Source organism: Brevibacterium sanguinis (assembly GCF_003315415.1).
GTDB lineage: Bacteria > Actinomycetota > Actinomycetes > Actinomycetales > Brevibacteriaceae > Brevibacterium > Brevibacterium celere_A.
Genome location: NZ_QNSB01000002.1, coordinates 96,879 through 118,131 on the forward strand (window position 1 = coordinate 96,879; position 21,253 = coordinate 118,131).

The following is a 21,253-nucleotide window of genomic DNA, read 5'->3' on the forward strand; positions in this document are numbered from 1 at the left end:
CGGCTCATCCCAGTCGTCAGCCCATGACGAGGCCGTTGTCGACGATGAGGTTCTGCCCTGTCACGGCGCGGGAGGCCGGGGAGGCGAAGAACACGACCGCCGAGGCGAACTCCTCGGGAGTGGTCACGTGTCCGAGTGCGGTGGCCGCCGCGATCTGGTCGAACACCGCGGCGGGAGTGGCCGATGATGCATCCGTGGTCCGCAGCAGCCCGCCCGAGACCATGTTCACCCGCACCCCGATGGGCCCGAGGTCCCTGGCGAAGGTCCGTGTCAGCGAGAGCAGGGCCGACTTCGCGGCGGTGTAGTCGTGATAGGGCACGACGGGATTCTGGACGAGGTTCGACCCGATGTTGATGACCCGGCCGGACCCGATCTCCCGGAACCCGGACATCGCCGCCTGGATCGTGTTGAGAGCGGCCTCGACGGTCCCCCGGAACTGATCGGCGAAGTCCGAGTAGTCGATCTCATCGGCGGGCTGCCGTTCGTCGCCGTTGAAGGAGAAGTCGACGAGCGCGCTGTTGACGACGGTCGAGATCGGTGCCCCGAACTCGGTGTGGGCGGCTTCGACCATCGCGTCGACGGCGCGGGAGTCTGTGACATCGGCCTCGATCGCCACCGCCCGCCCGCCGCGGGCGCGGATCGACTCCGCCAGCTCCTCGGCCGCCTCGGCGGAGTACCGGTAGTTGACGACGACGGCCGAGCCCTCGTGCGCGAACGCCTTCGCGATCGCGGCGCCGAGGCCACGACCTGCGCCTGTCACCAGGACGATCTGGTCCTCCAGCGGAAGCGCCGAGGTGGTGAACGCGCGTGCATTGCTCATGGGCGAGGCTCCTGTGCTCGGGCCGTGACCGGCGACGGCCGACTCAACATTCCACCGCCCACACTACCGGGCGGCCGTTCCCGCGGCCCGGATCGCTCACCGCACCCCCAGGTTGGCGGATATAGGATTGAATTCTGGCGTCTCGACCCGGATCGCGCCGCGTCCGACCACCGGTCGGAGGTCCGCGCGGCCGGGGCAGGAACCGGCAGCACATTGGTCAGGACTACCCGAAGAGGGATGAGAACTTCAATTGGCGAACGGCAACGCAACTTTCCGGCATTCGAATGTGTCACTCATCGGCCTCGCCGAAGAGGAGGCCCCCAATCGAGTGGCATCCCAGGATTTCGACGACCGTCTCGCCGATACCCTCTCCACCCTCAACCTGCCCACCGGTCTGCTCCAGCGCGTCGCCGGCGTCGAGGCCCGACGCAACTGGGATGAGCCCCATCAGTTCGTCGACGGAGCGATCGCCGCCGGCCGGAAGGCCCTCGCCGCGGCGGACGTCTCCCCCGACGCCATCGGCCTCATGGTCAACACCTCCGTCACCCGGGAGCACCTGGAGCCCTCCGTCGCCGTCGGCGTCCACGCGGGCATCGGTCTCGGCCCCCAGGCGATGAACTTCGACATCGCCAACGCCTGCCTCGGCTTCGTCAACGGCATGACCCTGGCCGCGAGCATGATCGACTCCGGGCAGATCGAGTACGCCCTCGTCGTCGCCGGTGAGGATGCCTCCCGCGTGCAGGAGGCGACGCTGAGCCGGCTCACCCGCCCCGGGATCACCCGCGACGAGTACCTCAACGAGTTCGCCTCCCTGACCCTGGGGTCCGGAGCCGCCGCCGCGGTCCTCGGCCCCACGGACAGGCACCCGGAGGGCCACCGCATCCTCGGCGGCATCACCCGCGCCGCGACCCAGCACCACGAACTGTGCGTCGGCGACCACAACGGCATGTTCACCGACACCAAGGGCCTGCTCGCCGGGGGGATGGAGCTCGTCGTCGCCGCGTGGGAGGAAGCCCACGAGGACGGCTGGGACTGGCGCGACATGGACCGCTACGTCATGCACCAGGTCTCCGACGTCCACACGAACTCGATCACGAAAGCGGCGAAGCTCGATTCCGGCAGGATCCCCGTGACCTACCCCGAGCTGGGCAACGTCGGCCCGGCCTCCCTGCCGATCACCCTGTGCCGCGAGGCCGAGCACCTTGCACCCGGGGACCGCGTCCTGTGCATGGGCGTGGGATCGGGACTCAACACGGCAATGACCGAGATCGAGTGGTGAACGGAGTTCCATGAGTTTTCCTGCACGGCCGGCCACGATTCCCCCGACGCTGCCCGAGTGGGACCCCGCATGGTCCCGGATCGTCGAGACCGAGTCGTCCGACGGAACGCATTCCTTCCATGTCCTCGACACCCTCGCCGCTCTGCGCGCCCAGGGGTGCGAGCCGACGGGAACCATCGTCGCCCTCCACGGCAATCCCACATGGTCCTACCTGTGGCGGCACCTCGCCCGCGCCACCGTCGAGGCGGCGGGTCGTCCCGGCCAGAGGATCTGGCGGGTCATCGCCCCCGATCAGCTCGACATGGGCTTCTCGGAGCGGCTCGAGCACGAGACCCTGCCCAAGCCCCACGGACCCGAGGTGCGGCGCATCTCCCAGCGCATCGACGACCTCGACGCGGTGGTGGGCACCCTCCTCGCCGAGGTGGACGGCGGCGACCGTGGGTCCGCGGGCGACCACCCGATCGTCACGATCGGCCACGACTGGGGCGGCGTGCTGTCCCTCGGCTGGGCCGCGCGCAGCCGCGACCTCGTCTCGGCGGCCATCAGCCTCAACACCGCCGTCCACCAGCCCGAGGACGCCCCCATCCCCGCTCCGCTGCGGGCCGCCCTGGCCGGTCCGATGCTGCCGACCGCGACCGTCCTCACGGACTGGTTCCTGCGGGTGACGCTGCGCCTCGGCGACCTCGCTCCCGAGGTCAGGGACGCGTTCCGGATGCCCTATGAGACCCGTGAGCTCCGCCATGGGATCGGCGGGTTCGTCGCCGACATCCCCGTCGACGAGAAGCATCCCTCGCACGCGGAGCTGCAGCGCACCGGCGAGGACATCGCCGCCTTCGACCGCCCGGCCCTCCTCGTCTGGGGACCGAAGGACCCGGTGTTCCTCGAGCGCTACCTCCGTGACCTCCGCGGGCGTCTGCCCCAGGCCGACATCCACCGCTTCGAGCAGGGATCACACCTCGTCAGCGAGGACTTCGACGTCGCCGGAGTCGTCGTCGACTGGCTCACCGCGCAGTTCCCGGTGGCCGCTCCCGCCTCTCCGACGGAGTCGGCGAGCCGGGAATCCACACAGCCGGGCCAGGCTCCCACCGCCTCGGCGGCGGCCGGCTCGACCGGACCGGGAGCGGACGCCGACGCGACGACGGCTAACGCTCGCCCGATCACCGCGATCCTCGACGCCCGCCGCGACGACGACGCGGTCGCCTCCGTCGACTGCTCGCGCACACCGGTCCAGCAGGTCTCCTGGCGGCGGCTGTGGCATGTGACGACGAGCATCGCGCAGGGGCTGCGCGACCTCGGTGTGCGTCCCGGCGACCGGGTGTCGATGCTCGTTCCGCCGGGCAACGACCTCACCGCCGCGCTCTACGCCTGTCTGAAGATCGGCGCCGTCGCCGTCGTCGCCGATGCCGGTCTCGGTCCTCGCGGGATGACCCGGGCGGTCACCTCGGCGGATCCGCAGTGGATCATCGGCGAGCTGCCCGGACTCGGGCTCGCCCGCGCCTTCGACTGGCCCGGGCGCCGCATCTCCGTGCGCCCACTGGGCCCGGTCCGGCGTCGGCTCCTCTCGGTCGAGACCAGCCTGACCGAACTCGCCCGCACCGAGCACCGCGCCGAGCCGCCCACCCCGGAGCCCGACGCGGACGCCGCGATCCTCTTCACCTCCGGCTCGACCGGTCCCGCCAAGGGGGTGCGCTACACCCATGGCGACATCTCCTCGCTGGCCGCGGTCCTGACCAGGGTCTTCAATGTCACCGAGGGGACCGGTCTGGTCGCCGGGTTCCCGCCGTTCGCCCTGTTGGGACCGGCCATCGGCGCCACCTCGGTGACCCCGGACATGTCGGTGACGAAACCGCGGACCCTCACCGCGACCGCCATCGCCGATGCCATCATCGCCGGGGAGGCGACGATGGTCTTCGCCTCCCCCGCCGCGTACCGGAACGTCGCGGCCACCGCCTCGGCGCTGAGTGCCGAGCAGCGGGCCGCGTGTGCCGGGGTCGAGCTCGTGCTCTCCGCGGGAGCGCCCGTGCCCCTCGACCTCATGGACGCGATCGCCGGGGTGTTCCCCCACGCCGAGATCCACTCACCGTACGGGATGACCGAAGGACTCCTGCTCACCGACATCGACCGTGAGGGGGTCCGGGCCGCCGCCTCGGCGACCGTTCGGGACGCGACGACGGCCGGCACCACCCCGGACCGGTCGACAGGGCCCGGCATCGCCGACCCGACATCGGCGCCCGCCCGCCGGGACCTCGGCGTCTGCGTCGGCCGCCCCATCGACGGAGTCGAGCTCGCCCTCGCCCCGATCGACGCGTCCGGCACCCCCACCGAGACCCTCGTTCGAGGCGCCGAGGCGCAGGGCCGCCTCGGCGAGCTCGTCGTCAGCGCCGCCCACATCAAGACCGGGTACGACCGGCTCTGGCGGACGACCGCGCAGTCCGCACGGGACGATCTCGACGGCCGCACCTGGCATCGGACGAACGACATCGGCCACATCGACAGCGCGGGCCGCGTGTGGCTCGAGGGCCGCCTCCAGCATGTCGTGACGACTCCGCGCGGACCCGTCGGTCCCGGCGCCCTCGAGGCGCTCATCGACGAGGACGCCCAGGTCACCCGCAGCGCCGTGGTCGGTGTCGGCCCCACCGGGACGCAGGCGCTCGTGGCGGTGCTCGACGCCGAGGGCACCGAGCTCTCGCCGGGACTCGCCCCGCTCGACCTCAGTGCGCGGCTGCGCGCGCGGGTGGCCGAGGTCGACGGGCACGACCTCAGCGCCGTCCTCGTCGCCCCGAGCTTCCCGACCGACATCCGCCACAACTCGAAGATCGACCGCTCGCGCCTCGCCGCCTGGGCCGACCACGTCCTCTCGGGCGGGTCGGTGCGCCGGCACCCGTGAGCCGGGAGGCAGGGCTGACCGGCCTCGCTCGGCCGGCACGCCTCCCCCGCCCAACCGAGCCATAGGAGTTCGCATGAAGATCACCGTCACCGGGGCCTCCGGCCTGCTCGGCTCGTCCGTCGCGCGGACGCTCGTCGCCCAGGGCCACTCGGTCACGACCCTCCAGCGCCGCCCCTCGGGAGTCGACGGCGCCCGGGACGTCCTCGGCACCGTGACGGACCCGGCTGCCGTCGCCGAGGCGGTCAACGGGGCCGAGGCCGTCGTCCATCTCGCGGCGAAGGTGTCACTGACCGGTGACCCCGACGAGTTCGAGGAGGTCAACGTCGGCGGCACCCGCACCCTCGTCTACGGCGCGCAGGCGGCCGGAGTCTCCCGACTCGTCCATATCTCCTCACCCTCGGTCGCGCACACGGGTGAGTCGATCGTCGGCGAGGGCGCCAGGCCGGCCAGCCCGGACCTGGCGCGCGGCGAGTACGCCCGGACCAAGGCCGCCGGCGAGATCATCGCCCTCGGCGCCGATTCCGAGAGGTTCCGCGTCCTCGTCCTCAGGCCGCACCTGATGTGGGGTCCGGGGGACGTTCAGCTCACCGAGCGCATCGTCGAGCGCGCCCGCTCCGGACGGATGCCCGTGCTCGGGGCCGGCACGGCGCTCGTCGACACCCTCTTCGTCGACAACGCCGTCGAGGCGATCGTCGCCGCCCTCGACGCCGTGGACACCGTCCATGGCGAGGCGCTCGTCGTCACCAACGGCCAGCCCCGACCGATCGGCGAGCTGATGTCGCGCATCGCGATCGCCGGGGGCGCTCGGGAGCCGAGGCTGCGCATCCCCGTCCGCGCCGCGCTCGCCGCCGGGTCGGTCGTCGAACGCGTGTGGGAGCTCGGGGAGCACGACGACGAGCCACCGCTGACGAGGTTCCTCGCCGAGCAGCTCTCGACCGCGCACTGGTTCGACCAGCGCCGCACCCAGGAGGTCCTGGGGTGGCGGCCCCGGGTGACCATCGAGGAGGGGCTCGAGCTCCTCGCCGCGCACTACGCGCAGGAACCGGGCCTCGGGGTCGCCCCGCAGTAGCCGCGACGATGCGGCTGCCGCGCACTGCCACGGTCGCCGAGGCGCGGGGTCGTTGCGCACTGCCACGGTCGCCGAGGCGCGGGGTCGTTGCGCACTCCCACGGTCGCCGAGGCGCGGGTCAAGAGTTCGGTCGATCTGCTCATCGTGGAAACATCGCTGAGTCCTCACACCCTTTGAGTGAGCGCGCCGTGCCGCTTCCTCAACTCACAGGTTCAGAGAACAACTGGTGCTCAGACCGTTCGCTCGCCCGCGACGAAGCACGCGGTGATCTCCACGTCGGCGAGTGCTTCGGCATCGAGCTGCAGGGGGTCGACGGCGAAGACCGTGAAGTCGGCATGCTTGCCCACAGTGACCGTACCCGCGGAATCGAACAGGTTCGCCGCGATCGCCGCATGCGACGTGTACCCTTCGAACACCTGCTCGACCGTCAGCGCCTGCTCGGGCTGGACCGGAGCGACCTCGGGCCTGCGCACCGGGCGGCGCAGGATCGAATCCGCCATCATCTCGCGAGGATCCCAGGGAGTGATCGGCCAGTCCGAACCGAGCGCGAGGATCGCACCGCTGTCGCGCAGATCCCGGCACCGCCAGCCTCGCCCTGCCCGTTCGGCGCCGAGGCGCTGCGACCAGTTGTCACTCCTGTCCGCCTTGGTGTGATGGGTTCCGTGGATGGGCTGCATGCTCGCGGCGACGCCCAGCGCGGAGAACCGTGACACGGTCTCGTCGGGAATCGTCTCGATGTGCTCGATCCGGTGGGCGGATCGGTCCCGCAGGTCGCCCAGGGCCTCCACCGCGTCGAGAACGAACTGGACTCCGCGATCGCCGATCGCGTGAGTGGCGGTGGAGACTCCGCGTTCGGCGAAGAACGCAAGCGCGCGACGATAGTCCTCGGTGTCCGTCCAGATCGACTTCGTCCCCTGGCCGAAGACATCCGGATGCTCCAGCCATGCAGAGCCGTTGTCGACGGTTCCGTCGATCATGAACTTCACCCCGTCGACCGTCCAGCGGCGTCCGCCGGTCCCCTGCAGAGCGGCCACTGCCTCCCAATCCGCTGGGGTGGTGCCCGGGAAGATCAGCGGAGAGAACCGCAGCCTGACGGGCAGGTCGTGATTCTCCTCGATCCATTCGACCACCTCGGCGGCGGGCGGGTTGAAGTCCAGGACGTGAGTGGAGGTGATGCCCGTGGCAGCCATCCGACGGAGCACGTCGAGGAGCCTGGCGCCGAGTTCGGCGGTCGACTCCTCGGGACAGTGGTCGAGGACGAGGTCCATGGCGCTGAACTCGAGGAGGTAGCCGGTGGGAGCGCCGGAGTCGTCGACTCCGACCGCGGATTCGTCGCGGAAGGTTTCGGTTCCGGAGATCCCGGCGATGCGGATCCCCGCGGAATTGGTCACGGCCGAATGACCGTCGCGCATGCGCAGGAACATCGGCCGACCCCGGGTCGCCTCGTCGAATATCCGGCCGTCGAACTCGGACGTGAAGATGTTGGGATCGAGGCCCCATCCTCTCACCCACGCCTCGTCGGGGTTCACGACGATATGAGCGGCGAGCGCCTCTCTCACCTGGTCGAGGCTCAGATCGGTGAGATCGAGGCCGCGTGTCCAGATGGTGCCCATGACGACGTGGGTGTGCGCGTCGGTGAGTCCCGGTGTGAGCGTGCCGTCGAAGGTCAGGGTCACCGTGGACTCGCCACGGTACGGTTCGACCTCGGCAGGGGTGCCGACTGCCGCGATCCGGCCATCGCGCACAGCGACGCACGACGCAGCGGGATTCTCGGGATCGAAGGTGTGGACGGCTGCGGCCGAGATGATCAGCTCGGCAGGCTTCACATCGCCCCGCGCGGAGAGGGTGGTGGAGGATTCGATGGTCATGGTTCCTGCTTTCTCTGTCGGTGATCTGCGGGTCAGATGGTCTCAGGGTGGCGTGCGGTGGCGGAGAGTCCGTCCGCTTCGGCTCGAACACGTGCCTCTTCACGGTGAGAGACCATCGCGATGACCGCTCCGGCGACGGCGGCCACCGCGCAGTCGAGTACGGCGTAGGACGCGAAGGACATCTGCGGCTGGAGCGCACCGGCGATCATGGGCCCACAGGCGATCCCGATGACGTAGAAGCTGTTGACGAAAACCCCGGTGCGTCCCGAGATGTCCATGTTCGCCGCCAGTCCGAGGACGAGGACGACAACAGTGAGATAGACGACTCCCCAGATGACCAGGCTGACGACGTACAGCGCCGGGTTCTCGGCCGTGACAAGGAGGAACTTCGAGACGGTGCTGATGATGACGATGAGGACGATAGCCGTCGTCCGGCCCAGCTTCCTCAGGACGAAGGGCGCGATGATCGTGCCGAGCAGGCCTCCGAGGACTTTGTACGCGAGCACCGAGGTCGACACATCCGGTGACAGTCCGGCGTGGACTCCGAAGACCGCCGAGGTGAGCGAGTAGACCATGTCCTCCGTGAGTGACCACAGACCGAATGCTGCGGCGAGGACCACTCCGATGGGGCGTATCCGTGCGGCGTTCGCCGCCGGGAGGGACGAAGAGGTGATGAGTTCCTTCGGAGCGTTGGGCAGGCCGCGCACGAGGACCGCTCCGACCAGTCCGAGGAACGTGAGGACGACGAAGACCTGACGCAGGTCGTTGAAGAAGATGGGGGCGAGGAGGAACAGTGCCGAGACGGCCACCCGGTTGATCAGCGCGACGACCGTGGTGCTGCGATCCGGGTTCAGGGTCGACGAGACTGCGGCGACGCTCGCCGCACCCATGATCCCGCAACCCAGGCCCGCGACGATGAGGCCGGCTGGGACGACTGCCGGCGAGTAGAAGAGCGCCGCGAGCCCGAATCCGAGGACCATGAATCCGGTCCCGATTCCGGCGAGCACGGGTCGGGAGCGGCGCGCGACGAACAAGTTCGCGATCCACATGGACACGACGGACGCCAACGAGAGCCCGGTGGCGATGAGCCCCGCCGTGCCCAGGGAGAATCCGAGATCGTTCGTCAGCCCTGAGATGAAAACGGGGACGAAGTTCGCCGCGATGAGAGAGATGACGCCGCTGCCAATGAATCCGCCGATGACCGTCGGCGTCAGGGCGGCCCTACGGGTAGAGATGGTTGTCGACATTGACACTCCTGCCTGATCTGATGCTAGAACGTTCCAGCAGTTCACTATTGTGAGCCAGGGCTCGTCTCGCCGTCAAGGCCCTGGACTCCATCCACGGACCTAGACTGGGACCATGAGCAGTCGCCGAGTGACCATTGTGGACATCGCCAGAGAGCTCGGCATCTCCAAGTCATTGGTCTCCAACGCGCTGCACGACCGCGGTCGAGTGTCGCCGGCGACCCGCGAGCTGGTGCGCCAGACGGCTCAGAGGTTGGGCTATGTGTCGAACCGAGCCGCCCAGCAGCTGCGCTCCGCCCGTTACGGGACTGTGGGGCTGACCATCCCTTCGGGGGTGCGCGCACTGTCGTTCTACATGCAGACCACTTTGGGCGTGAGCGACGCGTGCTCCGAGATCGGCAGCGATCTCATGCTCTACACCCATGTCGATGAGCGGTCGCGCGTGTCGCTCAACGTCCCCATCGACGGAGCGATCGTGTGCGATCCACAGCCCGACGACCACCGCATCCACCAGTTCACCGAGGCGCGGATCCCGCTGGTGACGATCGGAGACCCCTCCGACGCTCAGCGGGAACGGGTCGCCGCATCGGTGAGCATCGACTTCTCCGCGGTCGTCGCCGAGGTGTTCCGTCGACTCGACGATTCCTCCGAGAGCACCCATCCGGTACTCGTCGTCGTCGATCTGCCCACGATGCCGGTGTGGCTGCAGGAGGTGGAGCAGGCTTTCGCACGGGAATGCCGAGAGCGCGGAATCCCGGAGCGCGAAGTGAGACTGCCGCTGCAGGCCGACGACGGCTTCAGTTCACCGGCGTCGCCGAGGCGCATCGAGACATCCGCCCTGCGAGCCCTTGTCGCGGACCTCGGCGAGGATACCCAGTCGTCGTGGATCGTCGCCTATCAGGGGCTCGCATCCACTCTCCTGAGTCTCGCGACCGAGACGGCGAGCGGTCAACCGCCTCGGATCGTCGCCGTTCCCGGAGATCCGATGAGCGACGCCCTCGACTCCCGGATCCTCAGCGTGGACTTCCGGGCGCACGATTACGGTGCGACGGCGGTGCGCCTGCTCCACAAGGCGCTGGCGGGTGACGATGAGATCAGGAACGAGGTCCACCGCACCTCGTTCTACCGCGCCTGAGTCCCGTCAGCAGGAGTACTCCTGCGATCAGGAAGGTCCGGGCGACCGCGTAGGTCCGAGCGACCGGGCGGGTCCGGGCGATCGGGAGGGACGGCATGGCCGTCGATCTGGATCGCCTTCGACGGACACAGGTACTCGGCCTCGCGCGCCGGCACCCATTGCGACTCGGGCGGATGCGCGTCGAGGAGCTCGACGAAGCCGTCGTTCTCCTCGGGGTTGGCGAAGACGGCAGGAGCGACGTGTCCGCAGTTTCCCGATGCGACGCACATGCTCGAATGCACCGTGATCTCCATGGTCCTCACCTTCATCCTCAACTCACCGGGCTCAGCGACCGCTCGCCTCGTCCGGCCCTGTCGTCATCGATCCCTCCGTGGACCGCCTCGCCGACTCTCATCCCCGGTAGCGCCTGACCAGAGGGCACGCGTACGGATCCTGGTTCCGCACGCCCACCTGGTTGAGGTAGGCGATGACGGTGGCGGTCGCCTCGGCGAGGGTCCGCTCGACATAGGGGATCCCCCGCTGCGCGCATTCGGATCGCACGATCTGCTGCATCCTCGACAGGTTCGGCCGGGGTGCGGCCGGGAAGAGGTGATGCTCGATCTGGAACTGGAGGCCGCCCATGAGGAACCGCACGACCGGACCGTCCTTGATGTTGCGGGACAGGACCACCTGCCTGCGCAGGAAGTCGACATTCACGCCACGGGGCACGGAGGGCCGTCCGATGTGGTTGAGCGCGAACGCCCCGCCGAGCAGGATCCCGAACGCTCCGACCTGGACACCGACGAAGGCGAACGCCATCCCGAACGGCAGGATGAGGAACAGCAGGGTCAGGTACGCCCCGTGCCTGACGAGGATGAGAGCGATCTCGGTCATCCGATGCGACACCTCCCGTGCGCCCAGCAGCATCCGCAGGGAGGCGACATGCAGATTGAGGCCCTCGAGGAACAGCAGCGGGACGAAGAAGATCCCCTGATGCCTGGCCAGGTACGCACCCAGACCGCGACGGCGGCGAGCGGCGTCCGGGGTCAGGGCGATGAGCGTCGACTCGATGTCGGGGTCGGTGCCCTCGTGGTTGGGGTAGGCGTGATGGGTGTTGTGCTTGGCCATCCACCACCCGAAGCTCAGGCCCATGACGAGCCCGGCGACGATCCGCGACAGCCACTCGTTGGCCTCACGGGAGGAGAACACCTGCCGGTGCGCCGCCTCGTGGGAGAGGAACCCCAGCTGTGCCAGGACGAGGCCGATCAGCCCTGCCGCGATGAGCTGGAACCAGGTCGCGCCGAGGAGGACGACGACGGTGAGGAGCCCCGCGAGGGCCCCCAGCCACCCTCCGATGCGGACGAGGTAGAACCCCGGCCTCCTGCGCATCAGACCCGCATCATGGACCGTCGAGCTCAATCGCCGGTACGTGTCGACGTACGCTTCAGCCGACATGGGAGCCACCTGCTTTCACACCATGGAGGCGAGAATGCGGTGACCACGGTCCGAACTGCATCGATCGCCGAATCGCGTCGTCTCCTGTTCCCATCGTACGGCAGTTCTCCCTCAGGGAATCGTTCCGCAGGCAGCACAATCGAAACTCCAACCCTCTCGTCAGGCTTGAGGGGCAGAATCTCCGTATGACCTCGACGCAGGCGACTCTGGTGCTGCTCGGCGGAGTTCCCGGCGCCGGCAAGACCGTGACCCTGCGCGCGCTGGCCGCCACCTCACCGCGGATCCGGGTCGCCGACTCCGACCTCGTGCGGCGGCGCCTCGCCCGGAGGATCGGGTGGGCGCCGTATCCGCTGTGCCGGCCGTTCGTCCACGTCCTCGCGCACCTCGCGGTGCTGCTCCAGGTCCTCCGCCGAGGCGACGGCCCCCTCGTCGTCCATGATCCCGGAACCCGGTCATGGAGCCGGCGGCTCCTCCTGTGGCTGGGGCTGCGGCTCGGCTACGCGCCGGCGGCGGTGTTCATCGATGTCGATCGCGACGCCGCGCTGCAGGGCCAGTCCGCGCGCGGTCGGATGGTGCGTGAACACGCCTTCGACCGGCACTGGCGGCGCTGGGCCCGACTGCGCGCGCAGATCGCCGAGGGGTCGGAGCCGACGCCCGGCGAACGGTGGCCCCGACTCCTCCTGACGAATCGGGACCGAGCGCTCGCCGACGTGCTCGCTGTGCTCGCGGGACGATCCGTGCCGCATACCCCCAGTGTCGGCTGAGCCTCGCCGGCCCGGGCGACGTCCGGTTCAGTCCCGGCGTCCGGGCTCCTGCGTCACCCCCGTGTCCGAGTGCGGATCGGGGTCCGACCTCCCGCCGTAGGCGTCGATGTCTGTGGGGTCGCCGCGCTCGTCACCCTCCGATTCGTCGGCGACCGGTTCCGGGTCGGCGTCGTCGGCGGCCTCGGGAATCTCGACCTCGTCGGGCGCCTCGACCTCCTTCCCGGGGTCGGCGATGACGGGTTCGCCCGGTTCACCGAGCGTTCTCGCCTCTCCCGGAGGGGGATTCTCCAGCGAGGACCCGTCCGCCTCGCCCACCCCGGGCTCGTCGGCCATGTGATCGCCGGAGATCAGCGCGAGCTTCTCCGATTCCGAATCCGCCTCCGGACGATTCACCTCGTCCTCGGCCGGATCGGACATGTCCCCACTCACCTCGGCCTCCTTCGCCTCGTCACCAGGCACTTCCTCCTCGGCCGGATCGGCCGCGTCCCCACCCGCCACGCGGTCCCCGGTTCGCTGCGCGGACTTGGGCGACTGGCCGTGCCGGCTCGGTCTGACCGTCTCCCAGACGAGAAGGATGACGACCATCGTCAGACCCACGGTCGCACCCATGAGGAGCGAGTTCCACGGCCTCGGCAGGGAGAAGATGCCGGTAAGCTGGTTGACGCCGAACATGGCGCCGATGCCGATGAGGAGTGCCACTGCGTATCGCATGCCCCTATTGTGCCCCGTCATCGCCTCGGCGCGGATCTGTGGCTTGGGCCACAATGGTGTCATGGACGCCAACACAGCAGCGCAGTTCCCATCCCACGCCTACGAGGAAGCCATCGACCGCGTCGCCACGGACGCCGAGGGGTTCTGGCTGGAGCAGGCGCGATCGCTCATCGACTGGGTCACCGAACCGACGCGGGCGCTCGACGACTCCCGGGCCCCCATCTACCGGTGGTTTCCCGACGGTGAGCTCAATGTCTGCCACAACGCCGTCGATCGCCACGTGGCCTCCGGGCGCGGCGACCAGGCCGCGATCGTCTACGACTCCCCGGTCACGGACACGATCCGCACGATCACCTATGCTCAGCTGCTCGACGAGGTCTCCCGCTTCGCCCGCGCCCTGGCCGACCGGGGGGTGGGCAAGGGCGATCGCGTCGTCATCTACCTCCCGATGATCCCCGAGGCGGCTGTCGCGATGCTCGCGTGCGCGCGCCTCGGCGCGATCCACTCGGTCGTCTTCGGCGGATTCGCCCCGGCCGAGCTCGCCGCGCGCATCGACGACACCGCGCCGAAGGCGGTGATCTCGACCTCGTGCGGGGTCGAGGCCACCCGCATCCTCGAGTACAAGCCGATGCTCGACGAGGCCCTCGACCTCGCCGCGCACACCCCCGACTTCACCGTCATCGTCCAGCGCGAGCAGCACCGTTGCGAACTCGGCAAGACCGACCTCGACTATGCCGAGCTGCTGGCCGCGACCGCCGAGGGCATCGCCCCCGTCACGGTCAGGGCGACCGACGAGCTCTATGTCCTCTACACCTCGGGCACGACCGGCAGGCCCAAGGGGATCGTCCGCGACTCCGGCGGGTACGCGGTCGCGCTGAGCTGGTCGCTGCCGGCGATCTTCGGCCTCGAGGCCGGCGACACGATGTTCACCGCCTCGGACGTCGGCTGGGTGGTCGGCCACTCCTACATCGTCTACGGTCCTCTGCTCGCCGGGCTGACGACCGTCCTGTTCGAGGGCAAGCCGATCGGCACCCCCGATGCCGGGACGTTCTTCCGCATCATCGCCGACCACGGCGTCAACGTCCACTTCACGGCCCCCACGGCGATGCGGGTCGTCCGGAAGGAAGACCCCGAGGGCACGCTGGTGCGCAAACACGACCTGTCCAGCCTGCGGGCGTCGTTCCTCGCCGGCGAGCGCCTCGACCCCGACACCTACGAATGGACGACGCGGGTGCTCAGGGAGGCGACCGGCCGCGACATCCCGGTCGTCGACAACTGGTGGCAGACGGAGACCGGGTGGCCGATCGCGGCGAACCCGCTCGGGCTGACCCGCTTCCCGCTCAAACCCGGCTCACCGACGAAACCGGTGCCCGGCTACCGGGTCGAGGTCGTCGACCCCTCCGGCACTCCCCTGCCGCCCGGGAAGGAGGGGCTCATCGTCATCAGGCTCCCGTTGCCGCCCGGCACCATGGCCACGGTGTGGGGTGACGACGACCGGTTCGTCTCCTCCTACCTCTCGGCCTTCGACGGCTGCTACCTCACCGGCGACTCGGGGTACTTCGACGACGACGGCTACCTGTTCGTCATGGGGCGCACCGACGACGTCATCAACGTCGCCGGTCACCGGCTGTCGACCGGGATCATGGAGGCGGTCATCGCCTCCCACCCGGCGGTCACGGAGACCGCGGTCATCGGGGTCCACGATGAGACGAAGGGTCAGATCCCCCGCGCTCTCGTCGTCCTCGGCACCAGCGCCGAGGCGGTCGACGAGGAGGCGCTGAGGGCCGAGCTCATCGCCCTGGTCCGTCGGGAGATCGGCCCCGTGGCGGCGCTGCGGCGCGTCGACGTCGTCCCGGCACTGCCGAAGACCCGCTCGGGCAAGATCCTGCGCAAGACGATGCGGGAGATCGCCGATGGAGCCGAGAACCCGGCCGTGCCCTCGACGATCGAGGACCGCACTGTCCTCGACGCGCTGGCCTCGGTGCTGCGGTCGGGCTGAGGCGCGGTGGCCTCCGGGCCGCGATCGGGGTGAGGGTGCGCGGGCGCGGGCTCAGCTCTCGGCGAGCTCCTTCAGCCGCTCCATCGAGGCGAGCAGCGTCTCCTGCGTCGTCGACCGCGCCCGCGAGAGGCGGCGGACGTCGAGCAGCCGGGTCCAGTCATAGGTCTGACGCACGGTCGCGCTCGTCTCGCCGAGGGCCTCGACCTCCCACATCCACTTGTGGCCGAACGGTTCGCCTCCGACCTCGGAGGGCATCCAGGCGATGCGCTCCCCCTCGACGAAGTCGACGACGTGGTTCTCGCGCTCGACCCCCTTCGTCAGCGTAGTGATGAAGGAGACGCCGGGCGCCGTGACCCGCTGACCCGGGGCGGAGGTCGCCACATTGTCGTTGCCGTCCCAGTCCGCGTGCCGGGAGGGGTCGGCGATGAGCTCGAACACCTCGGCGGCAGGGGCGTTGACCGTGATCTCCGCGGTGACGACCTTGAGGCTGTCGTCGATGGTGTCGAACACCGAGGCGTCGGCAGCCGCCTGCGGATCCTCGTCGGGGGTGGGGGTGCTCGTCGGATCGGTCATGGCAGTCCCTTCGCCAGGCGGCCGGACCCGGGTCCCCCGCGCACGATGTTCGGTCAGCGTCAGTCTACTCAGTCCTCGAGGGCCCGGTCCTGGCGTTCGATGCGTGCCGCCTCGGTGCTGAACCTCGTGAACAGCCGGGACGAATCGCTCGAGAGGGCGAGGAGCACCGCGACCTGCATCGCGATGGTCGTCAGCGCATAGAGGTTGGTCGCGAGCTCCCGGTCACCGGTGAAGTAGTTCGTCATCGACACGACGACAGAGGCCGACGACAGCGCCAGCAGCCACAGCCTCGCCCTGTTGCTGCCGCGGACGACCGACACGCTGGCCGCGACCTGCAGGCAGCCGATGACGAAGCTGAGCCCGATGAGCACCTGAGCGGCGAGGAGCGCGGATTCGTCGCTCGACTCGAAGCTCGCGATCTGGGCCAGCGGTGAGAACTCCGTCCGCAGCCACTCCCAGCCGAGCACCGCGCTGGCCACACCCGCGGCCTGGAAGATGAGCAGGACGAGGACGAGCACAGCGCCGATGAGCGTCTGCAGCGGTCGCCGCGACCACAGCACCTTGGCGAGTTCGGGGACGTAGTGCCGATCGGTCGCCTCGACGGTGAAGTCCAGGGCGAGGTCGAGCCGCTCCGGATAGTCCGAGACGTCGGGCACGACCGCGCCGACCTCGATGATGGGCAGGTCTCCGTCGGTGATGATCGCGTCTCCCCCGCCGTTGCGCGAGTGGTAGCCGGTGGAGAAGTCCTCGACGTGCTCGACGGTGATCAGCGGATCGGTCGCCGTCACGGTGTCGACGACGTAGTCGCGTTCGATGTCGGTGTTCTCGTCGATCTTGTGGGTGAACTGGAGGGTGAACAGGGAGAGGCCGACGCTCTTGTCATAGGTCCCTGCCGCCAGCCAGTCGGCCTGAAGGCCGCCCGGCAGCAGCCAGCCGCTGGGGCACTTCCAGAATCGGACGTGGTGCCGCTGCCCCGGATCGCCGTCGACCTCCTGCTGATAGGCGAAGTCCTGCCGTCGACCGAAGAGCAGCAGAGGGGATACCGGGGCCTCGGGGTAGCTGCGCCGGGTCAGCGTCGACACGATGATCCTCCATGTCGAGGCGGCCGTGATCTCCTCCGCGAGCGACCATCCCGCCGCCTTCATCGCGTGGTGGATCTGGGCCTCCTCGCCTCTCCAGGCGAGGTTGACGGGATCCCCGAGCAGCCCGTCCGAGGTCCGCGTGCGGCCGATGAAGTAGTTGGGGACGTAGATCTGCGAGAAGATGCGGTGCAGTCGGGGCAGCGCCAGGTAGGAGATCACCACCCAGACGACGAGCAGGGTGAGGACCTGCCACCACCCGAGGGAGAATCCCCTGAACACGAGGAGCACGGCCAGCCACGTCGAAGCGGCACCGCCGAAGAGGAAGAAGATGTAATCGAGCACGCCGGTGACCGTGAAGTGGTGCCGTCGGAACACGAACGGCTGCCGGTGTCGTCGCGCCCGCGGTCCGCGTCCCGGCTCGGGTGTCGTCCTGCGGGAGCTCATGGTCCAAGTCTAGTGAGCCGGATTGCGGACGGCCGCCCTCGGCGAGGTCGCCCGACTCGTCCTCGCATGCAGCATCGCCTTCGCCGTCACCGCGACCTCCCGGTCGGGATCGGCGATGAGTTCGGCGATGAAGTCGTCGCTCTCGGGGCCCGGGATCTCGGCGAGGACCTGGAGCACCCGGAAGCGGACCGTCGCCTCGGGTGATCGGGAATGGCGCCGCAGCTCCGACATGATCCGGTTCGCGTCCCCCGCTGCGGTCCCGCCCCGGGAGTGCCCGTTCGTGACGAAGCCGGCGAGCGCCTCGGCGGCGTCGATGTCCTTGGGTCCGTCCATCGCCATCTCGAAGAGGTCGGCGATCGCGGTGCCGTCGAGCATCTGCCCGAGGGCGAGCGCCGCGACGGTCCGCACATCGCCGTCGGTGTCGGTCAGCCCGCGGCGCAGCGCCTGGGTGATCGTCGCCATCGTCGCGGTGTCGAGCTCACCGGGGCTGTTGCGCCGGACCTCGTCGAGGGCCCTGATCGCATTGCGGCGGGTCTCCGTCTCGCCCTCGCTCAGCCCGTCGACGAGATGGCTCACGGCGTCGGCGCCCGACTGTGCCAGTGCCCACCGCAGGGCTCCGGCGGCGTTGAGCACGGATTCGTCGAGGACGGCCCGCGACAGCGTGTCGACGGGAACCGCTCCCTCGGCCCCGCTGTCGAGCGCCGCCCGATGGCGGAGGATGACGTCGCGGGATTCGAGCGAGCGCATGAGGTCGATCGTCTGCAGCAGGGACTCCCCGTCGGTGTGGTGGAGTCGTGCGACTCGTTCGAGCCGGGCCAGCAGCTCTCGTTCGGCTGCGATCCGGGACCGCGCGGCCGCGATGAGCTCGGTGATGACCTCCTCGGGGTCGAAGTCCGGATCGGCCAGGGCGGAGCCGACGTCGCGCAGGGACATTCCCAGGGCGCGCAGCCCCTCGATGTGGAAGATCCGGTGGATGTCGTCGGCCGTGTACTCGCGGTACCCGCCGGAGGTGCGGGCGCTCGGCTCGAGCAGGCCGAGCGACTCGTAGTGCCGCAGCATGCGCGCGCTCACGCCTGAGCGCCGCGCCACTTCTCCGATGAGCATTCGCCTCACCTCCTCGTGAGTCAGTGTAGAAGTCCATGTCGCCGTCGGCGCCGGGCCGCCGTCGCGTCGTCGGTGCCGGACCGCCGTCGCGCCGCCGGTGCCGGACCGCTGGCGCGTCGTCGGTGCCGGTCCGTCGGAGGGAGGGGTCCGAGCAGCCGGTGGCGGTGCGGTCGGGCTTGCCCCACCCGCTCGCACCGCCGCCGGATCAGCCCTTCCCTTGGCCGATCCGCGCCTGCTGCTCGGACCCGAGCGCGACCACCCGCTTGGCCTCGCTCAAGGCGTGAGCGAATCCGGCGTCCGGGTCGTCGATCATCTCCCGGGTCGCCATGGCGTGCGTCCGCACTGGTTCTTCCTCTGCTCGCAGACTCTCATCCACCACTGACACGGCCTCGTCGCCGATGGTGACGAGGGCGCGGCTGAGGCTCTTGCGGGTGTCGAGATCACCGCGTCCGAATTGGGTCACCAGGGCTCGGGCCAGCCGTCCCCTCCTGTCACCGGGCACCAGGGCCACGGCCGCTCGCCAGGCGCTGCGGGCCACCTCGGTGTCCGGATCGGCGATGAGCCCGGTGCCGATGATGGCCGGGTCCGTCGCCTCCCACCCCCGCCGGTCGCCGATCTTCGACAGGGTGTGCAGGGCCTGGCTGCGCGCCTGCGCGACATCGGACCGCAGTTCGGCGACGAGCCTGGGCACGGTCGCATCGGCGGGCAGTCGGGTCAGGGCCCAGGTGAGCATGTCGCGGACGAAGAAGTCCGGCTCGCTCCTGCACCTGTCGACGAGCGCGTCGAGATGGCGCTCCTGGGCACCGGTCCCGATCGCCAGCGCTGCGCGCAGACGCGCCTGCGGGTTCGGGGAGCCCAGTGCCGCGCTGAGCTCGTCGGGGATCCCACTGCTCGGAGCCGGTGCCCTCGGGACCTGTGACTGTGTCTCGGTGTTCGCTTCCATGCATCCCACTCAAGACCTTCGCACAGTGTCAAGGTCAAGCGGCGGGCAGGAGATCAGTGCACCGATCGCTCCGAAAGCCGGTCAGCCGCCCTAGAATCGGGTCACACCCGCCGAGCGGAGATTGACATGGAGAAGATCGACCTCAAGAAGGCGCTGCCCGACTACACGGCGAAGACCGGCGTCTTCTCCGTGATCGACATCCCCGACCGGCACTACCTCATGATCGACGGGCACGGCGATCCGAACACCTCACCGGAGTTCGCCTCGGCCGTCGCCGCCCTCTACCCACTCGCCTACGCGCTCAAGTTCCTCAGCAAGCGGGAGCTCGGCCGCGATCATGTCGTGCCGCCGCTCGAGGGACTGTGGTGGGCGGAGGACATGAGCGTCTTCACGAGTGCCCGCGACAAGTCGAGCTGGGACTTCACGCTCATGCTCCTCGTCCCCGACTGGCTCGGCGCCGATGATGTCGCCACCGCCGCCGCGGAGGTGGCCGGGAAGAAGGAGGTCCCCCGCCTCGGTGAGGTCCGATTCTCGACGCTGCGCGAGGGCACGTGCGTCCAGACCCTGCACATCGGCCCCTTCGACGCCGAGTCGGCGGTGCTCGACCGGATGCACCACGAGGTGGTCCCGGCCGCGGGGTTCGAGCTGACCGGCCGCCACCACGAGATCTACCTCAGCGATCTGCGCCGGGCGGCCCCGGAGAAGCTGCGGACGATTCTCCGCCAGCCGGTGCGTCCGATCGTCCGATGACCGCGCCCGAGCGAGAGACGCCGGAGTCGGCCGCGGCTGGGCCGGGCGAGCAGGAGGGCGCGATTCAGCCCTCTCCCGTCCACTGCCCCGTCACCGGTGCGGTGCCCTGCGGCGTCGCCGGTGGGCTCGATCCGATGCCCGAGCCCGGGCTGAGCTCGGGATCCTGGACCGGGATGTCGGCGCTCAGCCCGAGCCCGACGACGAAGAGGACGCCGACGAGGACCAGCATGAGGATCCCGCCGACGACGAGGGTGATCAGCGCGACGGCACAGCCGAATGCGGGCGGACGAGCCTGCCGACGAGCGAAGAGGACCATGAGGAGATCCTAGACGCACAGTCGGGACATCCGGCACCGATGACGGTGCCCCGGTCATGCTCGATGACACCCTGATCTGCGACGATGAGGATCGTGCGGTTTCGATGCCGTGTGGGCGGCACCACGGCGTGGACTCACGAATCCCCCAGTTCGTTGTCGTATCGTGACATTCATGCCTCACCAGACTCATCGACGCCAGGGCCCTCGGTCCGTGCTCCTCGGCGCCCTGATCGGCCTGGGGGCGGCGATCACAGCACTGCTGGTCGCCGCCGTCGTCATCGTCAACGCTCCCGTGTCCTTCGGGTCGACCGCGATCAGGCAGGTGCAGATGGCCACGGTCAATCAGCTCACCGCACAGCAGATCGAGCATGCCCGGCTCATCATCGCCGTCGGCCGCGGCGGCGGCTTCGACGACCAGGCGATCCGGATCGCTCTCATGACCGCGCTCCAGGAATCCTCGCTGCGCAACCTCGAGCACGGCGACCGGGACTCCGTCGGGCTGTTCCAGCAGCGGCCCTCTCAGGGATGGGGCGAGCCGGGGGAGCTCACCGATCCCGTGTTCGCCACGAAGTCTTTCTACGGGATCAACCCGGAGGTGGAGAATCCCGGGCTCGACCAGATCGAGGGATGGCAGTCGATGACGGAGACCGAGGCCGCGCAGGCGGTCCAGCGTTCGGCGCTGCCCGACGCCTACCAGCAGTGGAAGGACCTCGCGCAGGACCTCATCAACTCCCAGGACGACGTCGAGGCGATGCACTGAGCGGATCGCCGGGAGCCGACGTGCGATCGGCCTCGGCACGGCACCCCGAGCCGATCCGCCGGGAGCCGCGG

19 protein-coding genes are annotated in these 21,253 nt (G+C 69.5%); 8 read left to right on the plus strand and 11 right to left on the minus strand.

What is annotated here, in order from left to right; genetic code table 11:
* Positions 1–16 precede the first annotated feature (16 nt).
* Positions 17–820, minus strand: coding sequence for a 3-oxoacyl-ACP reductase (locus tag DFO65_RS02985; protein ID WP_113902949.1), 804 nt, complete (start codon positions 818–820; stop codon positions 17–19).
* 250 nt (positions 821–1,070) lie between these two features.
* Between DFO65_RS02985 and DFO65_RS02990 the strand changes: the two genes are divergently transcribed.
* The 3 genes from DFO65_RS02990 to DFO65_RS03000 all read left to right on the plus strand — a co-directional run bounded on the left by DFO65_RS02990 (position 1,071) and on the right by DFO65_RS03000 (position 6,055).
* Positions 1,071–2,099, plus strand: coding sequence for a 3-oxoacyl-ACP synthase III (locus DFO65_RS02990; RefSeq protein ID WP_113902950.1), 1,029 nt, complete (start codon positions 1,071–1,073; stop codon positions 2,097–2,099).
* Between the two features lie 10 nt (positions 2,100–2,109).
* On the plus strand, positions 2,110–4,986 hold the full coding sequence (locus DFO65_RS02995) for an alpha/beta fold hydrolase (protein WP_113902951.1): 2,877 nt from the start codon (positions 2,110–2,112) through the stop codon (positions 4,984–4,986).
* 73 nt (positions 4,987–5,059) lie between these two features.
* Complete coding sequence (locus tag DFO65_RS03000) at positions 5,060–6,055, plus strand: NAD-dependent epimerase/dehydratase family protein (protein WP_113902952.1); 996 nt, start codon at positions 5,060–5,062, stop codon at positions 6,053–6,055.
* A 230-nt stretch (positions 6,056–6,285) separates the two neighbouring features.
* On the opposite strand, the gene DFO65_RS03005 is transcribed toward DFO65_RS03000, so the two are convergent.
* Positions 6,286–7,923, minus strand: a complete 1,638-nt coding sequence (locus DFO65_RS03005; RefSeq protein ID WP_113902953.1) for an amidohydrolase — start codon at positions 7,921–7,923, stop codon at positions 6,286–6,288.
* Positions 7,924–7,955: 32 nt separating this feature from the next.
* Positions 7,956–9,170: an MFS transporter gene (locus DFO65_RS03010; RefSeq protein WP_113902954.1), complete on the minus strand. Its 1,215-nt coding sequence runs from the start codon at positions 9,168–9,170 to the stop codon at positions 7,956–7,958.
* A 112-nt stretch (positions 9,171–9,282) separates the two neighbouring features.
* Here DFO65_RS03010 and DFO65_RS03015 point away from each other — a divergent pair, with 112 nt between their 5' ends.
* Positions 9,283–10,302 carry a LacI family DNA-binding transcriptional regulator gene (locus tag DFO65_RS03015; RefSeq protein ID WP_113902955.1) on the plus strand — a complete coding sequence of 340 codons (1,020 nt, stop codon included), beginning with the start codon at positions 9,283–9,285 and terminating at the stop codon, positions 10,300–10,302.
* Here DFO65_RS03015 and DFO65_RS03020 read toward each other — a convergent pair.
* Complete coding sequence (locus DFO65_RS03020) at positions 10,290–10,595, minus strand: ferredoxin (RefSeq protein ID WP_181778595.1); 306 nt, start codon at positions 10,593–10,595, stop codon at positions 10,290–10,292. The two genes, DFO65_RS03015 and DFO65_RS03020, sit on opposite strands and share 13 nt — an antisense overlap.
* 97 nt (positions 10,596–10,692) lie before the next feature.
* Positions 10,693–11,736, minus strand: a complete 1,044-nt coding sequence (locus tag DFO65_RS03025) for a fatty acid desaturase family protein (RefSeq protein ID WP_113902957.1) — start codon at positions 11,734–11,736, stop codon at positions 10,693–10,695.
* 185 nt (positions 11,737–11,921) lie between these two features.
* Here DFO65_RS03025 and DFO65_RS03030 point away from each other — a divergent pair, with 185 nt between their 5' ends.
* Positions 11,922–12,500, plus strand: coding sequence for an AAA family ATPase (locus DFO65_RS03030; RefSeq protein WP_113902958.1), 579 nt, complete (start codon positions 11,922–11,924; stop codon positions 12,498–12,500).
* Between the two features lie 27 nt (positions 12,501–12,527).
* On the opposite strand, the gene DFO65_RS03035 is transcribed toward DFO65_RS03030, so the two are convergent.
* Positions 12,528–13,211, minus strand: coding sequence for a hypothetical protein (locus tag DFO65_RS03035; RefSeq protein WP_147233223.1), 684 nt, complete (start codon positions 13,209–13,211; stop codon positions 12,528–12,530).
* 61 nt (positions 13,212–13,272) lie between these two features.
* On the opposite strand from DFO65_RS03035, the gene DFO65_RS03040 reads away from it, so the two are divergent.
* The gene (locus tag DFO65_RS03040; protein WP_113902960.1) at positions 13,273–15,210 is read left to right on the plus strand and encodes an acetate--CoA ligase; all 1,938 of its coding nucleotides are present in this window, start codon (positions 13,273–13,275) and stop codon (positions 15,208–15,210) included.
* A 51-nt stretch (positions 15,211–15,261) separates the two neighbouring features.
* Here DFO65_RS03040 and DFO65_RS03045 read toward each other — a convergent pair whose 3' ends face one another.
* The 4 genes from DFO65_RS03045 to DFO65_RS03060 form a co-directional block, all read right to left on the minus strand.
* The gene (locus tag DFO65_RS03045; RefSeq protein WP_113902961.1) at positions 15,262–15,783 is read right to left on the minus strand and encodes an SRPBCC family protein; all 522 of its coding nucleotides are present in this window, start codon (positions 15,781–15,783) and stop codon (positions 15,262–15,264) included.
* Positions 15,784–15,851: 68 nt separating this feature from the next.
* The gene (locus tag DFO65_RS03050; RefSeq protein ID WP_113902962.1) at positions 15,852–17,309 is read right to left on the minus strand and encodes an LssY C-terminal domain-containing protein; all 1,458 of its coding nucleotides are present in this window, start codon (positions 17,307–17,309) and stop codon (positions 15,852–15,854) included.
* 9 nt (positions 17,310–17,318) lie between these two features.
* Positions 17,319–18,413 (minus strand): MerR family transcriptional regulator, encoded by a 1,095-nt coding sequence (locus tag DFO65_RS03055; RefSeq protein WP_113902963.1) that lies wholly within the window; start codon positions 18,411–18,413, stop codon positions 17,319–17,321.
* Positions 18,414–18,618: 205 nt separating this feature from the next.
* Complete coding sequence (locus DFO65_RS03060; RefSeq protein ID WP_113902964.1) at positions 18,619–19,356, minus strand: HEAT repeat domain-containing protein; 738 nt, start codon at positions 19,354–19,356, stop codon at positions 18,619–18,621.
* A gap of 126 nt (positions 19,357–19,482) precedes the next feature.
* On the opposite strand from DFO65_RS03060, the gene DFO65_RS03065 reads away from it, so the two are divergent.
* Positions 19,483–20,106: a GyrI-like domain-containing protein gene (locus DFO65_RS03065; protein ID WP_113902965.1), complete on the plus strand. Its 624-nt coding sequence runs from the start codon at positions 19,483–19,485 to the stop codon at positions 20,104–20,106.
* 64 nt (positions 20,107–20,170) lie between these two features.
* Here the strand turns inward: DFO65_RS03065 and DFO65_RS03070 are convergent, their stop codons facing one another.
* Positions 20,171–20,422: a hypothetical protein gene (locus DFO65_RS03070; protein ID WP_113902966.1), complete on the minus strand. Its 252-nt coding sequence runs from the start codon at positions 20,420–20,422 to the stop codon at positions 20,171–20,173.
* 172 nt (positions 20,423–20,594) lie between these two features.
* Here DFO65_RS03070 and DFO65_RS03075 point away from each other — a divergent pair, with 172 nt between their 5' ends.
* On the plus strand, positions 20,595–21,182 hold the full coding sequence (locus DFO65_RS03075; RefSeq protein ID WP_245940441.1) for a transglycosylase SLT domain-containing protein: 588 nt from the start codon (positions 20,595–20,597) through the stop codon (positions 21,180–21,182).
* Positions 21,183–21,253: the final 71 nt, after the last annotated feature.